This window comes from Solwaraspora sp. WMMA2080, assembly GCF_027497395.1.
Taxonomy (GTDB): Bacteria; Actinomycetota; Actinomycetes; order Mycobacteriales; family Micromonosporaceae; genus Micromonospora_E.
Genome location: NZ_CP114910.1, coordinates 3,247,414 through 3,265,622, shown reverse-complemented (window position 1 = coordinate 3,265,622; position 18,209 = coordinate 3,247,414). Strand labels below are relative to the sequence as shown.

The following is an 18,209-nucleotide window of genomic DNA, read 5'->3' as shown; positions in this document are numbered from 1 at the left end:
GCCTACCGTTACATCATGTTGGCCCCGGTGACCCACCGTGCCTGACGTGCGAGCAGTGCACTTCACCGACACGTACCTGCCCCGCCGCGACGGGGTGGTCACCTCATTGCGGACTCTCGCGGCGGCGTCGGCCGCCGCCGGGTATCCCGGCCTGATCGTGGTGCCCCGGCATCCGGACCAGCCGGCCGAGGCGGACGTGCTGCGGCTACGTGCGCTGCCCTGCGGAGTCGCCGACCTGCGGTTGTCGCCGTGGCTGCTGCGCGGCGCCGCCGCCACCGGCACCATCGCCGAGATCGCCGCCCACGCCCCGGACGTGGTGCATGTGCACACCCCCGGGCCGGTCGGGCTGCTCGGCGTCCTCACCGCCCGCCGGCTCGGTCTGCCGCTGGTCCAGACCTACCACACCGACCTGCACGCGTACGCCGACGCGTACCGGGTGCCGGCCCGCGCGCTCAGCGCCGGCGTCCGGCTGTACGCCCGCCGGCTCGGCGTGCCCCGCCCGGCGGCGGCACCGGCCGGCCACGCCCGCGACCATCGGCCGATGGCCAGCGGCGCGGTCGCCCGTCGCCGGGCCGCCATGGACGCCACCAACACCCTGCTGCTCGGCGGGGCCGACGCGGTGGTGGTGCCTACCCGGGCGGTGCTGGACCGAATCCACCTGCCGGTGCCCGCCGACCGGGTGCACCTGGTGCCGACCGGGGTCGCGGCCCGCCGCACCACCGCCGACGAGATCAACGCCTTCCGGTACGGCCATGGCATCACGCCCAGTGACCGGGTGGTCCTCTATGTGGGTCGGATCAACCGGGAGAAGGGCATCGACCTGCTGATCGCCGCGTTCGAGCGGGTGCTGGCCGGCTGCCCGGCCGCCCGGCTGGTGCTGGTCGGTGCCCTGTACGAGCCGCGCTGGCTGGCCGGGCTGCTGCGCGCCATCGACCCTCGGGTGGCCGCCCGGATCACCCTCACCGGCCAGCAAGGTCCGGAGGTGGTGGCTGCGGCGTACGGGGCCGCCGAGGTGTTCGCGTTCGCCTCGCAGACCGACACCCAGGCGCTGGTCCTGCAGGAAGCCGGCCTGGCCGGGGCTCCGGTGGTGCTGGTCGACCGGGCGCTGCACGCGCACGGCGCGCTTGCCGGTGCCGCGCTGCGCACCGAGCCGCAGCCGGGTGCGCTGGCCGGCGGGGTGCTGCGGCTGCTGCTCGACCCGGACACGGCCCGCCGGCAGGCGGCCACGGCGGCGGCCCGCTGCGCCGAACACACTCCGGCCCGCTACGCCGAAGCGATCCGTGAGGTGTATGCGTCGGCCGCCGGGCTGGCGAGTAGGTTCAACGACCGTGGACGTACTCGTCGTTGATCACCCTCTCGCCCAGTCCCGGCTGACCGCGATGCGCGACGCCCGGACCGACTCGGCGGCGTTCCGCGCCGCGCTGCACGAACTCACCACCATGCTGGTGTACGAGGCGGCCCGATCCTTCCCGGTGGAGTCCTTCCCGGTGACCACCCCGGTGGCACCGACCGACGGGACCCGGCTGGCCAACCCGCCGCTGCTGGTGCCGGTGCTGCGCGCCGGGCTCGGGATGGCCGACTCGGCGTTGGCGCTGCTGCCGGAGTCGTCGATGGGCTTCGTCGGGCTGGCCCGCGACGAGGAGACCTACGAGCCCCGGGCCTATCTGGAGTCGCTGCCGGTCGACCTGACCGGCATCCCGGTGCTGGTGCTCGACCCGATGCTGGCCACCGGCGGTTCGCTGGAGCACTGCTGCCGGCTGCTCGCCGAGCGGGGTGCCACCGAGATCACCGTACTGTGCGTGCTCGCCGCGCCGGCCGGGATCGACCGGCTGGACCGCTCCGGCCTGCCGTTGCGGCTGGTGACCGCGTCGATCGACGAACGGCTCAACGAGAAGATGTTCATCGTGCCAGGGCTCGGCGACGCCGGTGACCGCCAGTTCGGCGGGATGCCGCGCTTCTGACCGGCCTTGACCAGTTCGGTTCAGCCGGCGGTGGTCCAGCTCCAGCCGGTCGCGACGCCGTCGGTGAACGGCATCACGCCGTGGAAGACGGTCGGCTGCTCGGCGAAGACCAGCGGCAGGAAGTGCCGGTCGCTGGGCCACATCGGCACCCGGCCGGCGAGGACGTCGGCCAGGTCGGTCCAGATCAGGGTGCCTTCCGGGCAGTCCGGCCGGGGTTCGCCGGACCAGGTCGGCACCCGGAACAGGAAGCCGAACCAGTTTTCGCTGTGCCGGCCGAAGCCCGGCCAGGAGATGGTCCCGGCCAGCTCGACCCGTCCGCACTCCAACCCGGACTCCTCCCGGATCTCCCGGCGCATGCCGGCGATGACGTCCTCGCCCGGCTCCAGCTTGCCGCCCAGCCCGTTGTAGTAGCCGTAGTGGATGTCGTCCGGCCGGGTGTCGCGGCGCAGCATCAGCACCTGACGTCCGTCGGGGGAGAGTACGTAGCCGAGGGTCGCGATGATCGCCTGCACCTGGTCACCATAGGTACCCGGTGGCCGGTCAGCCGCAGCGGTGTCCCACCAGCACCTCGGTGGCAGGCACCGGGTCGGCCGCCGACAGCGGGTCCGGCTGTGCGGGGTACCCGGTGTCGCGGTGGCGGGTCTGCTGCTGCGGCGCGGCGGCCAGCCGTAGCTGCGGACCGACCGGGAACCGGCCGACCGGCGGGCGCAGCAGGCGCTGCGCCAGCTCGGTCGCGGTGAACGGGGCGCGGGCCGCCGCGGTCTCCGCGTCGACCTCGTACGGTGACCGGGTCGGGAAGTAGCGGCTGAGGAACTCGACCCGCAGCCGGCGGGCGACGGAGTCGACCGCGTTGGTGAGTTCGGTGTCCAGCCCGAAGGCGTCGGCGTCGCGCCGGTCGAGCAGGCGGTGCAGCCGCAGCGCGGCGTCGGGGGTGGCCGGGTCGACGCGGTGCCGGCGCAGTGACCCGGGGACCGCGGTGCCCCGCAGGTACGACCAGTGCGGGTGCAGCGAGCGGATCAGTGACACGTCGTCCGGATGCCGGATCTGGTGACCGCGAATCCGGGCGACCACCTCGGGAATGCTGGTGCAGATCTCGGCCAGTGTGGAGCGGCGCACCGGCAACGGTACGCCGACCTGGGCGCCCGGGTCGACGAGCCGGTCGAACTGGTCGGCGAAGACGCGCCGCGCGGCGGCCACCGCCGGGGTGTCTCCCGAGCCGGCCCGACGCCCGGCCCGGCCCGGCCCGGGCGGCGGGCCGAGCAGCACCTTCGGGATCCCGTTGGGCTCGAAGAACGTGGTCCGGTCGACGGGCCGGCCGAGAAAGACGTTGCCGGGCAGGTAGAGGAACCGTTCCGCCAGGCCGTCGATTTCGTGCACTGCGGATTCGACGGCGTACGGGTTGAAGGTGGGCAGCACGGCGTAACCACCGAGCAGGTCGCGGTGGTCGACGACAGTCAGTTGTGGATCGTTTACGTCGAGCCAGCCCGGCACCTGGTCTGCGGTGATCAGGAAGATCCGCCGGATCCAGGGCGCGTGCAGGTGCACCGAGCGGAGCAGGTGGCGCAGTTCCTCGGTGCCGTCCCAGCCGATCCATTCGTCGCCGGCGTGGCCCGCCGGGCCGGCACCGCCGGCACCGTCGCGGTGGCGGTGCCGGTCGGCGCGCCGGGCGGCCGGCACCGGACCGGCGGTGCGGGCCATGGCCCGCTGCCGGCGGGACCGCCACCGCGGGTCGGTCGGGTCGGTCCAGCAGCAGACCAGGTCGACCGGGAAGTCGGGCCAGGTCGCCGGACGACGGGTGAACGGGGTACGGGTCACATGCCGGGCGATCCGGTCCTCCGGCGCGAAGCAGCAGGCCTCGGCCTCGGTCAGCCGTACCGGGGCCGACCGGGCCGGGACCACGGCGGTGACGTCGTTACTGCGGGGCGCGTGCAGGCGGTCGCCGTCGACGGTCCAGAACTCGATCTCGCAGGCGGCCTGCCCGCCGTACGTCAGCTGACCGTTGACGCCGGTCACCGGCTGGAAGACCCGGATCACCGGGGTCCGGCGCAGCCGCCAGTCGGGCCGGGCCGGCAGTCGCCGGTACCGGTGTCCGGCACGTGCCACGGCCAGGCCGTCGAGGCGGCCGAGGGCCCGCAGTGCGGCGGTACGCTCGCCGGCCGGCACCCCGACCCGGCTGCTGAACCCGGACGCGGTCGGGATGACGAAGTGGTCCACCCCGGCCCGGGCCAGTGCGTCGGTGACGAGGTGCAGGTTGCGCCGGTGGGCGTTGAGCGGGCTGATCGTGTCGTCGTCGACGACGACGGCCATGACGGGGCGTCCGTCCAGTACGGACCATCGCCGGGGGAGACCGGCGGCGGTCGGGCGGGCCGGCCGCAGACGTCGGCCCAGCCAGCATCGGGCGGCCTGGCCGGGCCGACGGGTCAGGCGGAACAGGGCAGTCTGCCGGTGGAAGGGGAGCAGCGTGTACCGCCGGTGCGTCGCGGCGGTCAGGTAGGCGAAGCAGCGGCTAGCTAGCATAACCAGCTAAACGATCAGCAATATGAATTGGTCGCGCCTAACGGGTGAAACGGGCATCATCCGATGTTTAGGGCGGCCGATGTCTCTGCCCGCAGCTGTGCCAACGCCCGATCGGCCCGTTCGCGGGCCGCAGCCGGATCGCTGCCCGGCACCGGCTGGACCACCTCCAGGTACGCCTTCAGCTTCGGCTCCGTCCCGGAAGGACGGACCACGACACGGGCAGTGCCGGTACGCAGGATCACCACGTCGGCGTCGGGCAGCAGATCCTGCGTCGCGGTGACCGGCTCGCCGAGCAGCGTCGTCGGCAGGTTCGCCCGCAGGTACGCCATCGCGGTGGCGATCTCACTCAGCTCGTCGACCCGCACGGCGAGCTGGTCGGTCTGGTACACCCCGAACTCGCAGGCCAGTTCGTCGAGCCGGTCAGCCAGGCCCCGACCGGTTGCCTTGAGCTCGGCGGCCAACTCGGCGAGCAGCAGCGCGGCGGTGATGCCGTCCTTGTCGCGTACCCGGTCGGGTGCCACGCAGTAGCCGAGCGCCTCCTCGTAGCCGTAGACCAGCGGCACCTCGGCCCCGTCAGTGGTGTCACTGCCGGCCCGGACGATCCACTTGAAGCCGGTGAGGGTCTCGGCGTACGGCTCGCCGCGCGCCGCGCACAGCACGCCGAGCAGCGACGACGAGACGATGGTGGTGGCGTAGCGGCCGTGCCGGCCGCGCCGGATCAGCTGATCGGCGAGCAGCACCCCCAGCTCGTCGCCGCGCAGCATCCGCCACCCGTCGCCGCCGCGTGGCACCGCGACCGCGCACCGGTCGGCGTCCGGGTCGTTGGCGATCGCCAGGTCGGCTCCGTGTGCCCGGGCCAGCGCGACGACCCGGTCCATCGCGCCGGGCTCCTCCGGATTGGGAAACGCCACGGTGGGGAACTGCGGATCCGGCTCGGCCTGCTCGGCGACGACCAGCGGTGCCGGGAATCCGGCACCGACGAACGCCTCCCGCAGCACCGCCCCACCGACGCCGTGCAGCGGCGTGTACGCCACGGTCAGCGCCCGGGGGGTCGCCCGGTCCACCACCGCCACGGCGGTCCGCAGGTAGCCGGCGACGATCTCGTCGTCCAGCGTCTTGCCGGGGCCGCCGAGCGGCACGTCGACCAGCTTTCCGACCGCCCGGATCGCCGCCTCGATCTGTTGGTCGGCCGGCGGGGCGATCTGCGCGCCCGCACCGGCCGGTCCGCCGAGCTGAGCGCCGAGATAGACCTTGTAGCCGTTGTCCTGCGGCGGGTTGTGGCTGGCGGTGACCATCACTGCCGCCACCGCGTCGAGGGCGCGGACCGCGTACGCCAGCACCGGGGTGGGCAGCGGGCGGGGCAGCAGGTAGGCGTCCCGCCCGGCACCGGTGACCACTTCGGCGGTGCGCACCGCGAAGGCCCGTGACCCGTGCCGGGCGTCGTAGCCGATCACCACCGGTCCGGAGCCGCCCTGCTCGGCCAACCAGCTCACCAGCCCGGCGGCGGCCCTGGTGACGACCTGCAGGTTCATGCCGTTCGGGCCGGCCCGCAGCGGACCGCGCAGCCCGGCGGTGCCGAACGTCAACGGCCCGGCGAACCGGTCGGCCAGCTCGGCGGCGCTGCCCGGCAGCTGGTCCAGCAGGGTCAGCAGTTCGGCGCGGGCGGCCGGGTCCGGCTCGTCGCCGAGCCAGGCCACCACCCGGGTACGCAGAGTCTGGAGACCTGGACCGTCGTAGTCGGATGAGCTGCCGTCAATTGGCGAGGTTGCGGGCTGTGACATAAACCACTTCCGAGTTGGTGTATCCGTCTTGGCGCTTTGAGTAGTTGTTTTTGTTGAATATTAATGGTAGTCAATCTTTTGGCGTGCTGTCCTGTTGTCTTGATGGCACTTCCTCGCCTGGTGTCGCCAGCGGGATCATCTTAGTAGGGAGTTTTGTCATGTCTCGAAGAGTTGCAGGTTTCAGGGCTTCCCGGATGCTGGGATATGCGGGATCGATCGCGGGGCTTGCCTCAGTAGGCCTTCTTCTCGCATCAGTCCTAGCTGTTCCTGCCTCTGCTGGGCAGGGTGCTGAGGTGGGGAAGCGTTCCTCCTCAACTTCTGCGGCATTGGCTACTTCCTGCGACACTACGAGTGGAACGCTGAATGGGGTTCCGTTCTATGCGAGTTGGTGTTGGATGACCGTGTCGGGCGACTATGGGTTCCAGCGTGCCCTTGCGAACTGCCGCTACCCAGGTGGCGGTGGTATCCCGGCATACAACTACCAAGATCAGGGGCAGGTCGTCTTTTACAGTTCGACCTCGTCGCCGACGTCAAGCGCCTTCTGTTCGCAGAACTCTGGAGACTACCTGGTGAGTGGTCAGGTGGAGATCTTGTAGATTGCGCTGCCCGAGGACCGGTACGCCCTGGGGAAGGGGTGCCGGTCCTCGGGCAGGAGGTCCATACTTAGCTGCTCGTCAGAGAGAAAGTTCGTACCATTTCGTCGAAGATCGGCTTACTTTCCTCGAATCGGGCGTCTGGGGTGGTCAGGAAGAACGAGTACGCCTTTCCGTTGGCGACCACGGCGTGCCAGATGCCGTGTCGTTGTTCCTGTCCTTCGCCGCAGGTGTACTCCAGTTCAGCTGATGGCTGGTCTGCGATCTTGGACTCATCCAGTCTGATCTCCTGATACGGCTCATCGCAACTGCCGCGATTTTTCGACAACCGGTCGCCTGCGGCTCTGAGGAAAGACAGCGGCTGAGTGGAGGGACCTGCGTTCTCGACAAGGAGTCGAACGCGACGCCCACTTTCCTCTGGGTCGGTGTAATCGACCCAGACCCCAGCTTCTGTCCTGGCCCAGCCGTCGGGTACCTCAACCGAAATGCCGCGCTCAACGTAGGTCTGCGTCTCGAATGATGGGCCTGGCGGTTCAGTGCTGACAGGCGCAACGATAGACGGGGTCTGCGACGCGTCGTCGTCGCCACTAAACAGCGTCACGGACAGCAGCAGGATCAGCAGCGTGGCACCGGCCGCCGCGCCGATCTGCACCTTCCGGTCCCAGCTCTTCACCTTCTCGACGGCGCTGCCGGTGCCCTGCCGGAGCCCGGCGATCGCCTTGTCCAGCATCGCCCCGGCGGTGGCGGCACCTCCCGGTGCCGGCCGACCGGCCGCCGGTTGATCCCAGCCCGGCTGCCCGTCGCTCCAGCTCGGCGCCGGCATCGCCCCGGTCGGGCTGAGCAGCGCACCGCCCTGGCCGCCCTGCTGGCCGTGGCCGCTCTGCGGGCCGTGGCCGTGCCGAACCGGCTGCTGCCCACGCGGACCGGGTACGCCGGCCTGGCTGATCGGCATCGCGGCGGTCGCTCCGGCCGCCGGCGAGGTCGGGTTTGCGTTGTCCAGCCCGGCGGCGGACCACTGCGCCGCGCTCGGCATCTGCCGGCCGGCCTTGCGCAGCTCGGCGAGGCGGTCGGTGAGCGACTCGTCCGGGCCGATCATCGCCCGGCCACCGATCTTGCCACTCGGCTGGGGCTGCGCCGGTGGCGCCGGTCGGGCCTGCTGCTGCCAACTGGGCGGTCGCTGCACCGAGACCACCGCGTACGGGTCGGTGACCAGGTTGGCCGGGGCCTTGCTGGCCAGCGGCCCGGCGAGCAGTTCGCGCAGCATGCTCCGGGCGGTCGGTACGTCGAAGCGTCGCGCCGGGTCCTTCTCCAGCAGGCCGAAGAGCACCTCGGTGAGCGGGCCGGAGCGCACCGGGGCGGCGGGCGGGTCCTCGACGACGGCGTGCATGGTCTCGATCGGGTCGCCCTTGTCGAAGGGCGGGCGCCCCTCGACGGCGGTGTAGAGCGTGACGCCGAGGGAGAACAGATCACTCGGCGGCCCGAAGTCCTGGCCCATGGCCCGCTCCGGGGAGATGAAGTGCGGCGAGCCGAGCACCATCCCGGGCGTGGTGAGCTGGACGTCGGTGGGCATCCGCGCGACACCGAAGTCGGTGAGTACGCAGCGACCGTCGGTGCAGATCAGCACGTTGGCCGGCTTGACGTCGCGGTGCAGGACGCCGATGGCGTGGGCGACCTCCAACGCGCCGAGCAGCGCGATGCCGATCTTGGCGACCGCGCGCTGGGCGACCGGGCCATCCTCGATGACCATGTCGGCGAGGCTGCGGGCGTCCAGCAGCTCCATCACGATCCACGGGCGGCCACCCTCGGTGACCACGTCGTAGACCTGGACCACGGCCGGGTGCTGCAGTGCGGCCGCCGCGCGGGCCTCCCGCAGGGTGCGTTCGTACATCGCGTCGCGGTCGCTGGGGGCCAGCCCCGGGGGGAGGACGACCTCCTTGACCGCCACGTCGCGTCGGAGCAGGGTGTCGGTGGCGCGCCAGACGGTGCCCATGCCACCGTGCCCGACCGCGGCACGCAGCGAGTACCGGCCACCGATGGTGGCGCCGGGTGCCGCTCGTGCGCTGGTAGAGCTGACTGGTCCGCCACTCCACGTCGGAATCTGAGTCACAGGAAATGCCGCCGAGAGAAATTGAGGGGCCGGGGAACCAACCCCTCTATCTTGCTGGGTCGCTCGGCGGAACGAAAGCTACGCGCCGAGGTTGGTGAGAAGTCCACTCTGTGTCGTTGTGTGGTAGCCCAATGTACACCGGATCGGACTCTAGGTGCGCAACCCGTCACGGTGTCGTTATCAGATGGCACGCCCGGACTGGGGGGTGTCGCGACAGTCAGATATCTGTCAGTTTTCGGTCGAACCGGCAGCCGGGTCGCTACGTGGCTCGTTACTCGGCGTAGGAGGTGTGGGACCCATGGCTGCCTACGATGGTGACATTCGGGGCGGACCGCAGCGGTCCGATCGCCTCTACCAGGCATTCCATGACAATACGCGATGCGGCCACTACCCGAATGACGTTGCGCAGCGTTACCGTCCCCGGTCTAGGCTGTCGGAGTCCCATCCCATCCACAGTGATCGAGAATCTGACGTGACGAGTGCGTTGACGTTGCCCACCGGCAGCGAGATGGCGTCGTCCTGGCCCGATCCACTGCCAGGTGCCCAACCCCTGCCGGCCGGGCTGGACCAGTTGCTCGATGCCCGCGGGCGGCAGTTGACCGCGATCCGGCGGCACCTGCACGCCCACCCGGAGCTGTCCGGCCACGAGTTCGAGACGGCCGCGTTCATCGCCAACCAGCTCACCAGGATGGGGCTCACCGCCCGGCTGCTGCCCAAGGGCAACGGCGTCATCTGCGACATCGACGCCGGCCCCGCTGACGGCCCGGTGGTCGCGCTGCGCGCCGACATCGACGCGCTGCCGCTGGCCGACGTCAAGGACGTGCCGTACCGGTCGACCGTGCCGGGCGTCTGCCACGCCTGCGGGCACGACGTGCACACGACCGTGCTGCTCGGCGTGGCGATGCTGCTCGCGCAGCTCGCCGACCGGGGCGAACTGCGCCAGCGGGTCCGGCTGATCTTCCAACCGGCGGAGGAGATCCTGCCCTGCGGCTCGCTGGAGGTCGTCGCGGCGGGCGGGCTCGAGGACGTCACCCAGATCTTCGCGCTGCACTGCGACCCGAACCTGCCGGTCGGCCGGGTCGGGCTGCGGGTCGGCCCGATCACCGCAGCGGCGGACAACATCAGCGTGCGGCTGTCCGGTCCGGGCGGTCACACCGCCCGCCCGCACCTGACCGTCGACCTGGTCAACGCCCTGGGCCGGCTGGTCACCGAGGTGCCCGCGCTGGTCAACCGGCGGGTGCCGGCCAATGCCGGCCTGCTGCTGGTCTTCGGTCAGGCGTCCGCCGGCACCCAGTACAACGTGATCCCCAACGAGGCCAGCGCCGCCGGCACCTTGCGGGTGCTGGACCGGCCGACCTGGGACGCCGCACCGGACATCGTCACCCAGATCATCCGGGAAGTGGTCGCCCCGACCGGCGCGACGGTCGACATCGAGTATCTGCGTGGTCGACCACCGGTGATCAACGATGCCGCCGCGATCGGCGCGCTCACCGCCGCCACCGCAGCGGCCCTCGGCCCCGCCGCCGTCGCAGACACCCCGCAGAGCATGGGTGGCGAGGACTTCTCCTGGTACCTGGAGTACGTGCCGGGTGCCCTGGCCCGGCTCGGAGTCGGCCGCGCCGAGGCCGGCAGCGACCTGCACCGCGCCTCGTTCGACGTGGACGAGCGGGCGATCGCCGTCGGCGTCCGCCTGCTCGTCCACACCGTGCTGCAGCTGGCCGCGGCCGACTGACCGGCGGATCAGCCGGCCGTCGCGTCGCCGGCGACCCGGTCGTCGTCCGTGCGGTCACCTTCCGTACCGTCGTGGTCACCTCGCGGTGCCGGCACCGGTGCGCCGCCGGCGGGTGCGGTGGCGGCCGGAACCGGCCGGGACCGGCCCCGCGACGTCCGCACCAGCCAGAACACCCCCAACGCGGGTACGCCGAGTGCGATCAGCCACGGCAGCAGCGCGCCGACCACGGTGACCAGCACCTGCATCGACCCGACGAACGCCCGCCAACCGGCCCCCAACCCGGCCAGGAAACCCAGCTCCGACTCGTCGTCGACCGGTGGCGTCGCGTCCGGGCCGATCAGCTCGACGGTGATCCGCGACAGCGTCACCAGGTCGTCCAGGCCACGTTTGCGGGCCTCCAACGACGCCAGGTCCGCCTCCCGCTTGGCCAGCTCCGACTCCAGCATCACCAGATCGGCCAGGGTCTCCGCCTCGGCCAGCAGCGCCCGGCCGCTGCGCACCCGGGCCTGCTGGGTGGTGATCCGGGCGTCCAGGTCCAGCACCTCCTCGGTGACGTCCTGGGTGGTCAACTCCCGGCTGACCTCCTCGCCGAGGCGGGACAGCCGGTCGACGACCTGGTCGAACTGCTCCGCCGGCACCCGCAGCTCCAGCGTGGCCCGGCCGTACGACTCGTACTCGGAGCGTTGGTCTCGCCCGACGAACCCGCCGACCGAGGTCGCGATCGTCGCCGCCTCGCCGGCCTTCGCCGGCACATCGGTCACCCGTACGGTGATCGACCCGGAGTAGATGATCGACCGGTTGCCCACCGCCAGGTCGACCGGTGAGGTCCCGTCCGGCCGGTCGGCCTGGCCGCCCCGCTCAGCGCCGCCGGCCGAGTCCGCACCGGCCGCCTCCTCGCCGCCCGCGTCGTCCCCGCCGGTCAGTCCGCCGTCGCCAGGCGCGCCACCCGCCGGGGCCGGTTCGGCCCGCTGCGGCATGTCGGCGGAGCTGCTGACACCGGAGTCCTCCGATCCTGAGCAGCCGGTCAGGATCAGCAGGGCGAGCAGGGCCGCCGTGCCGGTCGCCGCGCCGCGCCGGCCACCGGTGCGCCACCGGCCTCGTCTTGCGTTCTTCACAGTCAAGGGGTGCTCCTCGGAATCGTCATACGGGTTCGCCAGGTGTCGTTCAGACGCGCGGCGCGAGCCGGCCGGTTCCGGCAGACTGCGAGGCGGCAGATCACGATTCGGCTCACAGGGGGTCACGGTGCGACTGATGAAGTTCGGGCATTCCTGCGTACGGGTGGAACACGACGGCGCGGTGCTGGTGATCGACCCGGGCGCGTTCAGCGAGCCGGCCGCGCTCGACGGCGTCGACGCGGTCCTCGTCACCCACGAGCACTTCGACCACCTCGACGTCGGCCAGCTGACCGACGCGCTCGCTCGACGACCCTCGGTGACCATCCACACTCATCCATCGGTGGTGTCCAAGCTGGACGGGCTCGGCGAGGTGGCGACCGCGGTCGAGTCCGGGGAGCGCTTCGAGGCCGCCGGTATCCCGGTCCGGGCGTACGGGGGATGGCACGCTGAGATCCACCCCGACCTGCCCCGGGTGCCCAACCTCGGCTTCCTGATCGCCGACTCGGTCTACCATCCGGGTGACTCGTTCGACGTGCCGACCGACGCCGAGGTGGACACCCTGTTCGTGCCGGTCTCCGCGCCCTGGCTGAAGCTCTCCGAGGCGGTCGAGTTCGTCCGCGCAGTGGCCCCGCGCCGGGCGCTCGCCCTGCACGACGGGCTGCTCAACGACGCCGGGCACAAGGTCACCGACAGCAACATGACCAAGCTGGCCGGCTGCGACTACGCCCGGCTGCCGGCCGGCACCCCGGCCCGCTGAGCCGGGCCGCCGTGACCGGCAGCGTAGTACCCGCCGAGGTGGTGCGACGGCTGTACGCCGTACCGCCGGCGCGGTTCGTCGCGGCCCGTACCGAGGCCGTCTCGGCCGCCCGGGGCAGCGAACCGGACACCGCCCGGGCCATCGGCAAGCTCCGCAAACCGACAGTGGCCGCCTGGCTGGTCAACCTGCTCGCGCTGCGCCGCGCCGACCTGCTCGACGGCCTGGTGGAGCTCTCCGGTCAGTTGCGCGCCGCCCAGCGGGACCTGCGGGGTCCCGCCCTGCGCGAGCTGTCGACCCGGCGGCGGGCGCTGGTCGACGGGCTGGTGGCCGAGTGCCGGGAGCTGGCCGTCGCCGAGGACCCGGCGCTGGCGTCGACGAAGCTGCCGTTGGGCGAGGTCGAGGCGACCCTGTCCGCTGCCCTCGCCGACGAGGAGATCGCCGCCCAGGTGCGATCCGGCCGGCTGGTCCGTGCGGTCGACTACGCCGGTTTCGGCGAGGTCCCGCGGCCCCGGTTGCGGCTGGTCGGCCCGGACGACGGGGTGGCCGCCGCCGATGAGCCGACCCGAGTGGCCGAGCCCGCTCGGGCGGCGGACAAGGCCGCTCGGGCGGCGGACAAGGCCGCTCGGGCGGCGGACAAGGCTGCTCGCGCGCGGGCCGCCCGCCGGCAGCGGTTGGTCGACGAGCTGGACAAAGCCGAGGCCGGCCAGCGGGCCGCCCGCACCGAACTCGACCGGGCCGTCGCCGCCGAGCAGGACGCGGCCGACGCCGTCGCCGAGGCGCAGCGTCAACTGGCCGAATGGGAACGGCGACGCTCAGCAGCCGAGCGGGAGCATGCCCGTCGTAAGGTGGCGCGCAAGACTGCGGAACGGGCAGCCGTCGCCGCCCGACGGTACGCCGGCGACGTGGCAGCCGCGCTGGAGGACCTGCCCGGGCCGCAGACCGACCGCTGACGGAAAGTCGGTGGCGGTGACCGGCCGGGCGGGTGGGCGAAAGGCGATGACGCGGTGATTCCCGATCAGGCGGCCGGCGCGTGCCGGCGCAGCCTGCACGAGTTGAGTACGGCGTACCAGGAGTGTCCGCGCACGTTGAGCCGGGCGCGCCAACTGGGGCTCAGCGGCTGGGCGTTCCACATCGCCGGCCGGGCCGGGGTGCTCGGCGGCGTACCGGCCGAAACGGTCGCGGCCGCGCTCGGGTTCATCGCCGCCGACGCGGTGGCCGACGGCTGGCAGGCTGCCAGCGCGGTGACCGACCCGACCGGGGTGGCGGCGGTGAGCATGGCCGAATGCTGCCGGTGGGGTGTCGAGCAGCTCGGCGACTGTCCGCAGGTGGACCGGCTGGTCGAGCTGGCCGAGGCGGTGGTGGGGGCGGCGGACGCGACCGCGATGCCGCTGTTCGCCGCCTGGCGGGCGATGCCCCGGCCGGACGACGCGGCCGGGGCGCGGGCCGCCGTCGCGGTACGACTGCTCGGCGAGCACCGCTCCGGGGCACACCTGATGGCGGTACGGGTGGCCGGGCTGACGCCGGTGGAGGCGCTGATGGGCGGCCCGGACGGGACGAAGGCCGCGGTCGCGGCCGGGTGGTCGCCGCCGTGGCCGCCGGTCGGCCCGCTGATCCGCCGCCGGTTGTGGGCGGACCGGGTTACCAACCGGATCACCGGTCAGGCGTTCGCCGCGCTGCGTGCCGAGCAGCGGCGGGAACTCGTCGAGTTGCTGCACGCTGCGCTGTCCCACGTACGGCCGGCGACCGGTCGGCCGGCCGACTGACGAGCGTACGGCCGGCGTCCTGCTGCTCGGCCGGCGGTAGGCAGGTCAGGCGGTGGCGGTACGGGTGGGTCGCTTTCGTAGCTCGGCGACGTAGTCGTCCGGCGCGCCGGCCTTCTCGGCGGCGTTGGCGATCTCCGACAGGTACCAGGCGGTGGGCAGCCCGCCTTCGTACCCGTCGAAGACGTAGACCCAGGCGGTGGCCGCGCCGTCCAGGGTGACCGCCCGGACGGTCAGCCGCCGGTAGGTGCCGGACAACGCGCCCTCGACCTCGTCGAGCTGCGCGGCGTCCCACGGGTGCACGTCGTAGAGTGCGACGAAGACCCGGTCGCCGGGCGACTCCACGATGGTGGTGACCGCTCCCTCCCAGCCGATCACCCCCTCACCGGCGAAGGTGAGCCGCCAGCCTTCCAGCCAGCCGGTGCCCACCATCGGCGAATGCGGACAGTAAGCACGCATTCGAGCAGGGTCGAGGTTTGAGCCATACGCGGCGTAGTGACGCACGGCGATGACGATAGCCCGGCGGAGGGGTGGGGGAGAATACGAGTGAGCGTGTCGCGTGTCGGGCAACCGGTCGGCGGCTGCAGTCAGCCGGGTGGTTTGCCAGCATAAGTTCGAGTTTGGGGAGAGAGTCGTTTTGAAGCGGATAGTGATAATCGGCGGTGGCCCGGCCGGCTACGAGGCGGCGTTGGTCGCGGCGCAGCTGCGGGCCGACGTCACGGTGGTCGAGGCGGACGGGGCCGGCGGCGCCTGCGTGCTGTCCGACTGCGTCCCGTCCAAGACCTTCATCGCCAGCTCAGAGGTGGTCACCGGGTACCGGGACACCGAGGAGTTCGGCATCGACTCCGACGGGCTGGAGGCGGTCACCGTCGACGCGACCGCCGTGCACGCCCGAGTCAAGCGGCTCGCGCTGGCCCAGTCGGCCGACGTGCACAGCAAACTCGTCAAGGCCGGTGTGACATTCGTCGCCGGCACCGCCAGGCTCGGTGAGGACACGCTCGGTCACACCCACCGGGTACTCGTCAGCCCCGACAACGGTGACGCTGAGTACCCGATCGAGGCGTCGACCGTACTGGTCGCCACCGGCGCCACGCCCCGGCAGCTGCCCACCGCCGTGCCCGACGGCGAACGCATCCTGACCTGGCGGCAGGTGTACGACCTGCCGGCGCTGCCGGAGCACCTGGTGGTGGTCGGCTCCGGCGTGACCGGTGCCGAATTCGCCAGCGCGTACCTGGCGATGGGGGTGCCGGTGACCCTCGTCTCCAGCCGGGACCGGGTGATGCCGCACGAGGACGCCGACGCGGCGATGGCGATCGAGCAGGTGTTCCGGACCCGGGGCATGACGATTCTGAACAACTCGCGCGCCGACGCGGTCACCCGGGTCGGAGACGGGGTCGAGGTACGGCTCAGCGACGGCCGTACGGTGACCGCCTCGCACGCGCTGATCGCGGTCGGCTCGGTGCCGAACACGGCGGACCTGGGGCTCGCCGAGTACGGGGTGACGGTCGCGGACAGCGGGCATGTGCCGGTGGACCGGGTGTCGCGTACCAACGTGCCGGGCATCTACGCCGCCGGCGACTGCACCGGGGTACTGCCGCTGGCCAGCGTCGCGGCGATGCAGGGCCGGATCGCGATGTGGCACGCGCTGGGCGAGGCGGTGGTGCCGCTGCGGCTGCGTACCGTCGCGGCGAACGTCTTCACCGATCCGGAGTTGGCCACCGTCGGAGTGTCCCAGGACGAGGTGGACGACGGGCGGGTGCAGGCCCGGCAGGTGATGCTGCCGCTGGCCGGCAACGCCCGGGCGAAGATGGCCGACCTGCGGGACGGCTTTGTCAAGCTGTTCTGCCGCCCGGCCAGCGGGCAGATCATCGGCGGGGTGGTGGTGGCCCCCAAGGCCAGCGAGCTGATCATGCCGATCACCGTCGCGGTGGAGAACCATATGACGGTGAGCCAGTTGGCGCACACAATCACAATTTATCCTTCGTTGTCCGGATCAGTCGCCGAAGCCGCACGTCAGCTCATGTGGCATGACGAAGAGTGATTGACTAGGAACTTTCGGGGGCGGCGCGGATCGGCCAGGAAGGCGTACGGTTGACACGGCAACATCTGCTACCCCCGGATCCCCCGTTCCCGGTGGTCGCGGACGACGCCCGGGCTGCCGGCAGGTCCCGTGCCGGCAGCCCGCCTCCGCCTCGCGGTGCTGGTCGAACTGGCGAGGGCGAGCCCCCGTCGCGTGGCGATACGCCGGGGGGCCGATGTGCAGGCCGACCCCTGCCGAGCAGCATAGCCGTGGTGGCCGGTCCGGCGTACCGTCGCGATGAGGGCGCTGGCCGGTGCAGTGGCCAGCCGTCAACATCCGTGTGGGAGGGACTCTGTGCGCGTCGTCGACCCGCGTCTACCCGCGACACTGCGGGCGCTACGGGAGCAGGCAGGCCTGTCACTACGTGACCTCGCCCGGATCGTCTACTCCAGCCGGTCACATTTGCACGACATCGAGCAGAGCCGCCGAAAGCCACCGCCCGAGCTGCTTGCGCGTCTCGACGACGCGCTCAAGGCCGGAGGGCGGCTCACCGCGATGATCCACACACCGGCCACGGTGCTCGACGGCGACCAGGTCGCCCGGCTGCACCACGCGAGCCGCACCAACCAGATCAGCGCAGGCGGAATTGCGGCACTCGCCGATCTGCTCGCGGCCCAGCGGCGACTGGACGACGCGGTCGGCTCGGGCTCGGTGCTCCCGGCGGCCGCGATGCAGCTCGACGTCATCACGGGCCTCGTCCGCGACGCCGCCGACGCGAACCGGCGCGCCCTGGTCGACGTCGCGGGGCAGTGGGCGCAGTTCGTTGGCTGGTTGTACGCAGCAGTGGGCGACGCCGCCGGAGCTGAGCGGACGTGGGCTGCCGGGCTCGCGTGGACCGCCGAGACCGGAGACACCGACCTCGCCGCCACGATCCTGAGCTTCCGTGGCTACGCCGCCGAGCATCAGGGCCAGGTTGGCGCGATGATCTCGCTGTCGCAGGCCGCGCAGCGCCAGCCGGGTGTCCACCCTGGCCAGCTGGCGTGCAGTGCCGGTCAGGAGGCGCGCGGTATGGCCTCCTGCGGGCATCGGCCCAGCGCAGTGCTCGGCGTCCTGGACCGGTCCGCCGAGCACGCTACCCGGCAGTTCGAGCGTCCGGTGCCGCCCTGGAACTACTTTCATACCGGCGCGTTCTTCCTGGTACAGAAGGGCGTCGTCCTCCTGCACCTCGCCGACGCCGGCCATCCGGGCTACGCCGAGAAGGCCGTCGAACTGCTTGCCACCGGCCTCGCGCCGGACCGGCGGCGGCCCGGTTGGTCCGGCGCACACCTGTGTGACCTCGGCGATGCCCACGCACACATCGGCGACCGTCGAGCGGCGGAGCAGGCGTACACCGAGGCTGCCTCGGTAGCGGCCACCACAGGGGACGACCGCCTCGCCGCCAGGGCGTCCGCAGGTGTCCGCGCTCTGTCCGCACCGTCCGCGTAACGGTGCGATCGGTAGACCGCCACGCGTCGTGGCCGGCACTCTACGTGCGGGTCGTGTAGCTGCGCTGGAGCGCCGCAGGGCGTGCGGCCCGTACGGCCCGGTCCTGCTCGGTACCCCGCGAATGCCCTCGCGTGGGATCCGCGGGGCCGGGCCCCAGATCGGCGGCGGTCTGGCCGGGTTCCCCCGTGCCGACCGGGCCGACCGGCGGGGCGGCAACGGCGGCCGGTACTACCTGTCGTGACCGGCGGGGTGGGGCGGTGACCGCGATGGACGACGGGCCGGTCACCGACCGGGACCTCGACGAAGCGGCGGCCGGCGCGGTGCAAGCGCATGACGCTGGCCGCCGCCGAGTACCGCCGCATCCGACGGTCGATCTGAGCC

General features: G+C 72.1%; 14 protein-coding genes. 8 read left to right on the top strand and 6 right to left on the bottom strand.

The window, feature by feature from the left end:
- The first annotated feature begins 46 nt into the window (after nucleotides 1-46).
- Together O7543_RS14760 and upp are read left to right on the top strand one after the other, a co-directional pair.
- Nucleotides 47-1,348 carry a glycosyltransferase gene (locus O7543_RS14760; RefSeq protein ID WP_281553293.1) on the top strand — a complete coding sequence of 434 codons (1,302 nt, stop codon included), beginning with the start codon at nucleotides 47-49 and terminating at the stop codon, nucleotides 1,346-1,348.
- Nucleotides 1,329-1,961: a uracil phosphoribosyltransferase gene (gene upp, locus O7543_RS14755; RefSeq protein ID WP_281553294.1), complete on the top strand. Its 633-nt coding sequence runs from the start codon at nucleotides 1,329-1,331 to the stop codon at nucleotides 1,959-1,961. Before O7543_RS14760 ends, upp begins: the two co-directional genes overlap by 20 nt.
- A 20-nt stretch (nucleotides 1,962-1,981) precedes the next feature.
- On the opposite strand, the gene O7543_RS14750 is transcribed toward upp, so the two are convergent.
- The 4 genes from O7543_RS14750 to O7543_RS14735 all read right to left on the bottom strand — a co-directional run bounded on the left by O7543_RS14750 (nucleotide 1,982) and on the right by O7543_RS14735 (nucleotide 8,959).
- Nucleotides 1,982-2,473, bottom strand: coding sequence for an 8-oxo-dGTP diphosphatase (locus tag O7543_RS14750; protein WP_281553295.1), 492 nt, complete (start codon nucleotides 2,471-2,473; stop codon nucleotides 1,982-1,984).
- Nucleotides 2,474-2,501: 28 nt separating this feature from the next.
- Entirely contained in the window at nucleotides 2,502-4,478 is a 1,977-nt protein-coding gene (locus O7543_RS14745) for a hypothetical protein (protein WP_281553296.1), read from the bottom strand.
- Nucleotides 4,479-4,534: 56 nt separating this feature from the next.
- Nucleotides 4,535-6,259, bottom strand: coding sequence for a phospho-sugar mutase (locus O7543_RS14740; RefSeq protein WP_281567472.1), 1,725 nt, complete (start codon nucleotides 6,257-6,259; stop codon nucleotides 4,535-4,537).
- Nucleotides 6,260-6,922: 663 nt separating this feature from the next.
- Nucleotides 6,923-8,959, bottom strand: coding sequence for a serine/threonine-protein kinase (locus O7543_RS14735; protein WP_281567471.1), 2,037 nt, complete (start codon nucleotides 8,957-8,959; stop codon nucleotides 6,923-6,925).
- Between the two features lie 472 nt (nucleotides 8,960-9,431).
- Here O7543_RS14735 and O7543_RS14730 point away from each other — a divergent pair, with 472 nt between their 5' ends.
- Nucleotides 9,432-10,691, top strand: coding sequence for an amidohydrolase (locus O7543_RS14730; protein WP_281553299.1), 1,260 nt, complete (start codon nucleotides 9,432-9,434; stop codon nucleotides 10,689-10,691).
- A gap of 8 nt (nucleotides 10,692-10,699) precedes the next feature.
- On the opposite strand, the gene O7543_RS14725 is transcribed toward O7543_RS14730, so the two are convergent.
- Entirely contained in the window at nucleotides 10,700-11,806 is a 1,107-nt protein-coding gene (locus O7543_RS14725; RefSeq protein ID WP_281553300.1) for a DUF4349 domain-containing protein, read from the bottom strand.
- 127 nt (nucleotides 11,807-11,933) lie between these two features.
- Here O7543_RS14725 and O7543_RS14720 point away from each other — a divergent pair, with 127 nt between their 5' ends.
- From O7543_RS14720 to O7543_RS14710, 3 genes are read left to right on the top strand one after another with little or no spacing between them, the layout of a single operon-like run.
- Nucleotides 11,934-12,563, top strand: a complete 630-nt coding sequence (locus O7543_RS14720) for an MBL fold metallo-hydrolase (RefSeq protein WP_281553301.1) — start codon at nucleotides 11,934-11,936, stop codon at nucleotides 12,561-12,563.
- A gap of 11 nt (nucleotides 12,564-12,574) precedes the next feature.
- Nucleotides 12,575-13,513 carry a hypothetical protein gene (locus O7543_RS14715; protein ID WP_281553302.1) on the top strand — a complete coding sequence of 313 codons (939 nt, stop codon included), beginning with the start codon at nucleotides 12,575-12,577 and terminating at the stop codon, nucleotides 13,511-13,513.
- Nucleotides 13,514-13,567: 54 nt separating this feature from the next.
- Nucleotides 13,568-14,326, top strand: coding sequence for a hypothetical protein (locus tag O7543_RS14710; RefSeq protein WP_281553303.1), 759 nt, complete (start codon nucleotides 13,568-13,570; stop codon nucleotides 14,324-14,326).
- Between the two features lie 45 nt (nucleotides 14,327-14,371).
- On the opposite strand, the gene O7543_RS14705 is transcribed toward O7543_RS14710, so the two are convergent.
- Nucleotides 14,372-14,827, bottom strand: coding sequence for a gamma-glutamylcyclotransferase family protein (locus tag O7543_RS14705; protein WP_281553304.1), 456 nt, complete (start codon nucleotides 14,825-14,827; stop codon nucleotides 14,372-14,374).
- A 133-nt stretch (nucleotides 14,828-14,960) separates the two neighbouring features.
- Between O7543_RS14705 and O7543_RS14700 the strand changes: the two genes are divergently transcribed.
- The gene (locus tag O7543_RS14700; RefSeq protein ID WP_281553305.1) at nucleotides 14,961-16,364 is read left to right on the top strand and encodes an NAD(P)H-quinone dehydrogenase; all 1,404 of its coding nucleotides are present in this window, start codon (nucleotides 14,961-14,963) and stop codon (nucleotides 16,362-16,364) included.
- Between the two features lie 333 nt (nucleotides 16,365-16,697).
- Entirely contained in the window at nucleotides 16,698-17,828 is a 1,131-nt protein-coding gene (locus tag O7543_RS14695; RefSeq protein WP_281553306.1) for a helix-turn-helix transcriptional regulator, read from the top strand.
- The last annotated feature ends 381 nt before the right edge of the window (nucleotides 17,829-18,209 follow it).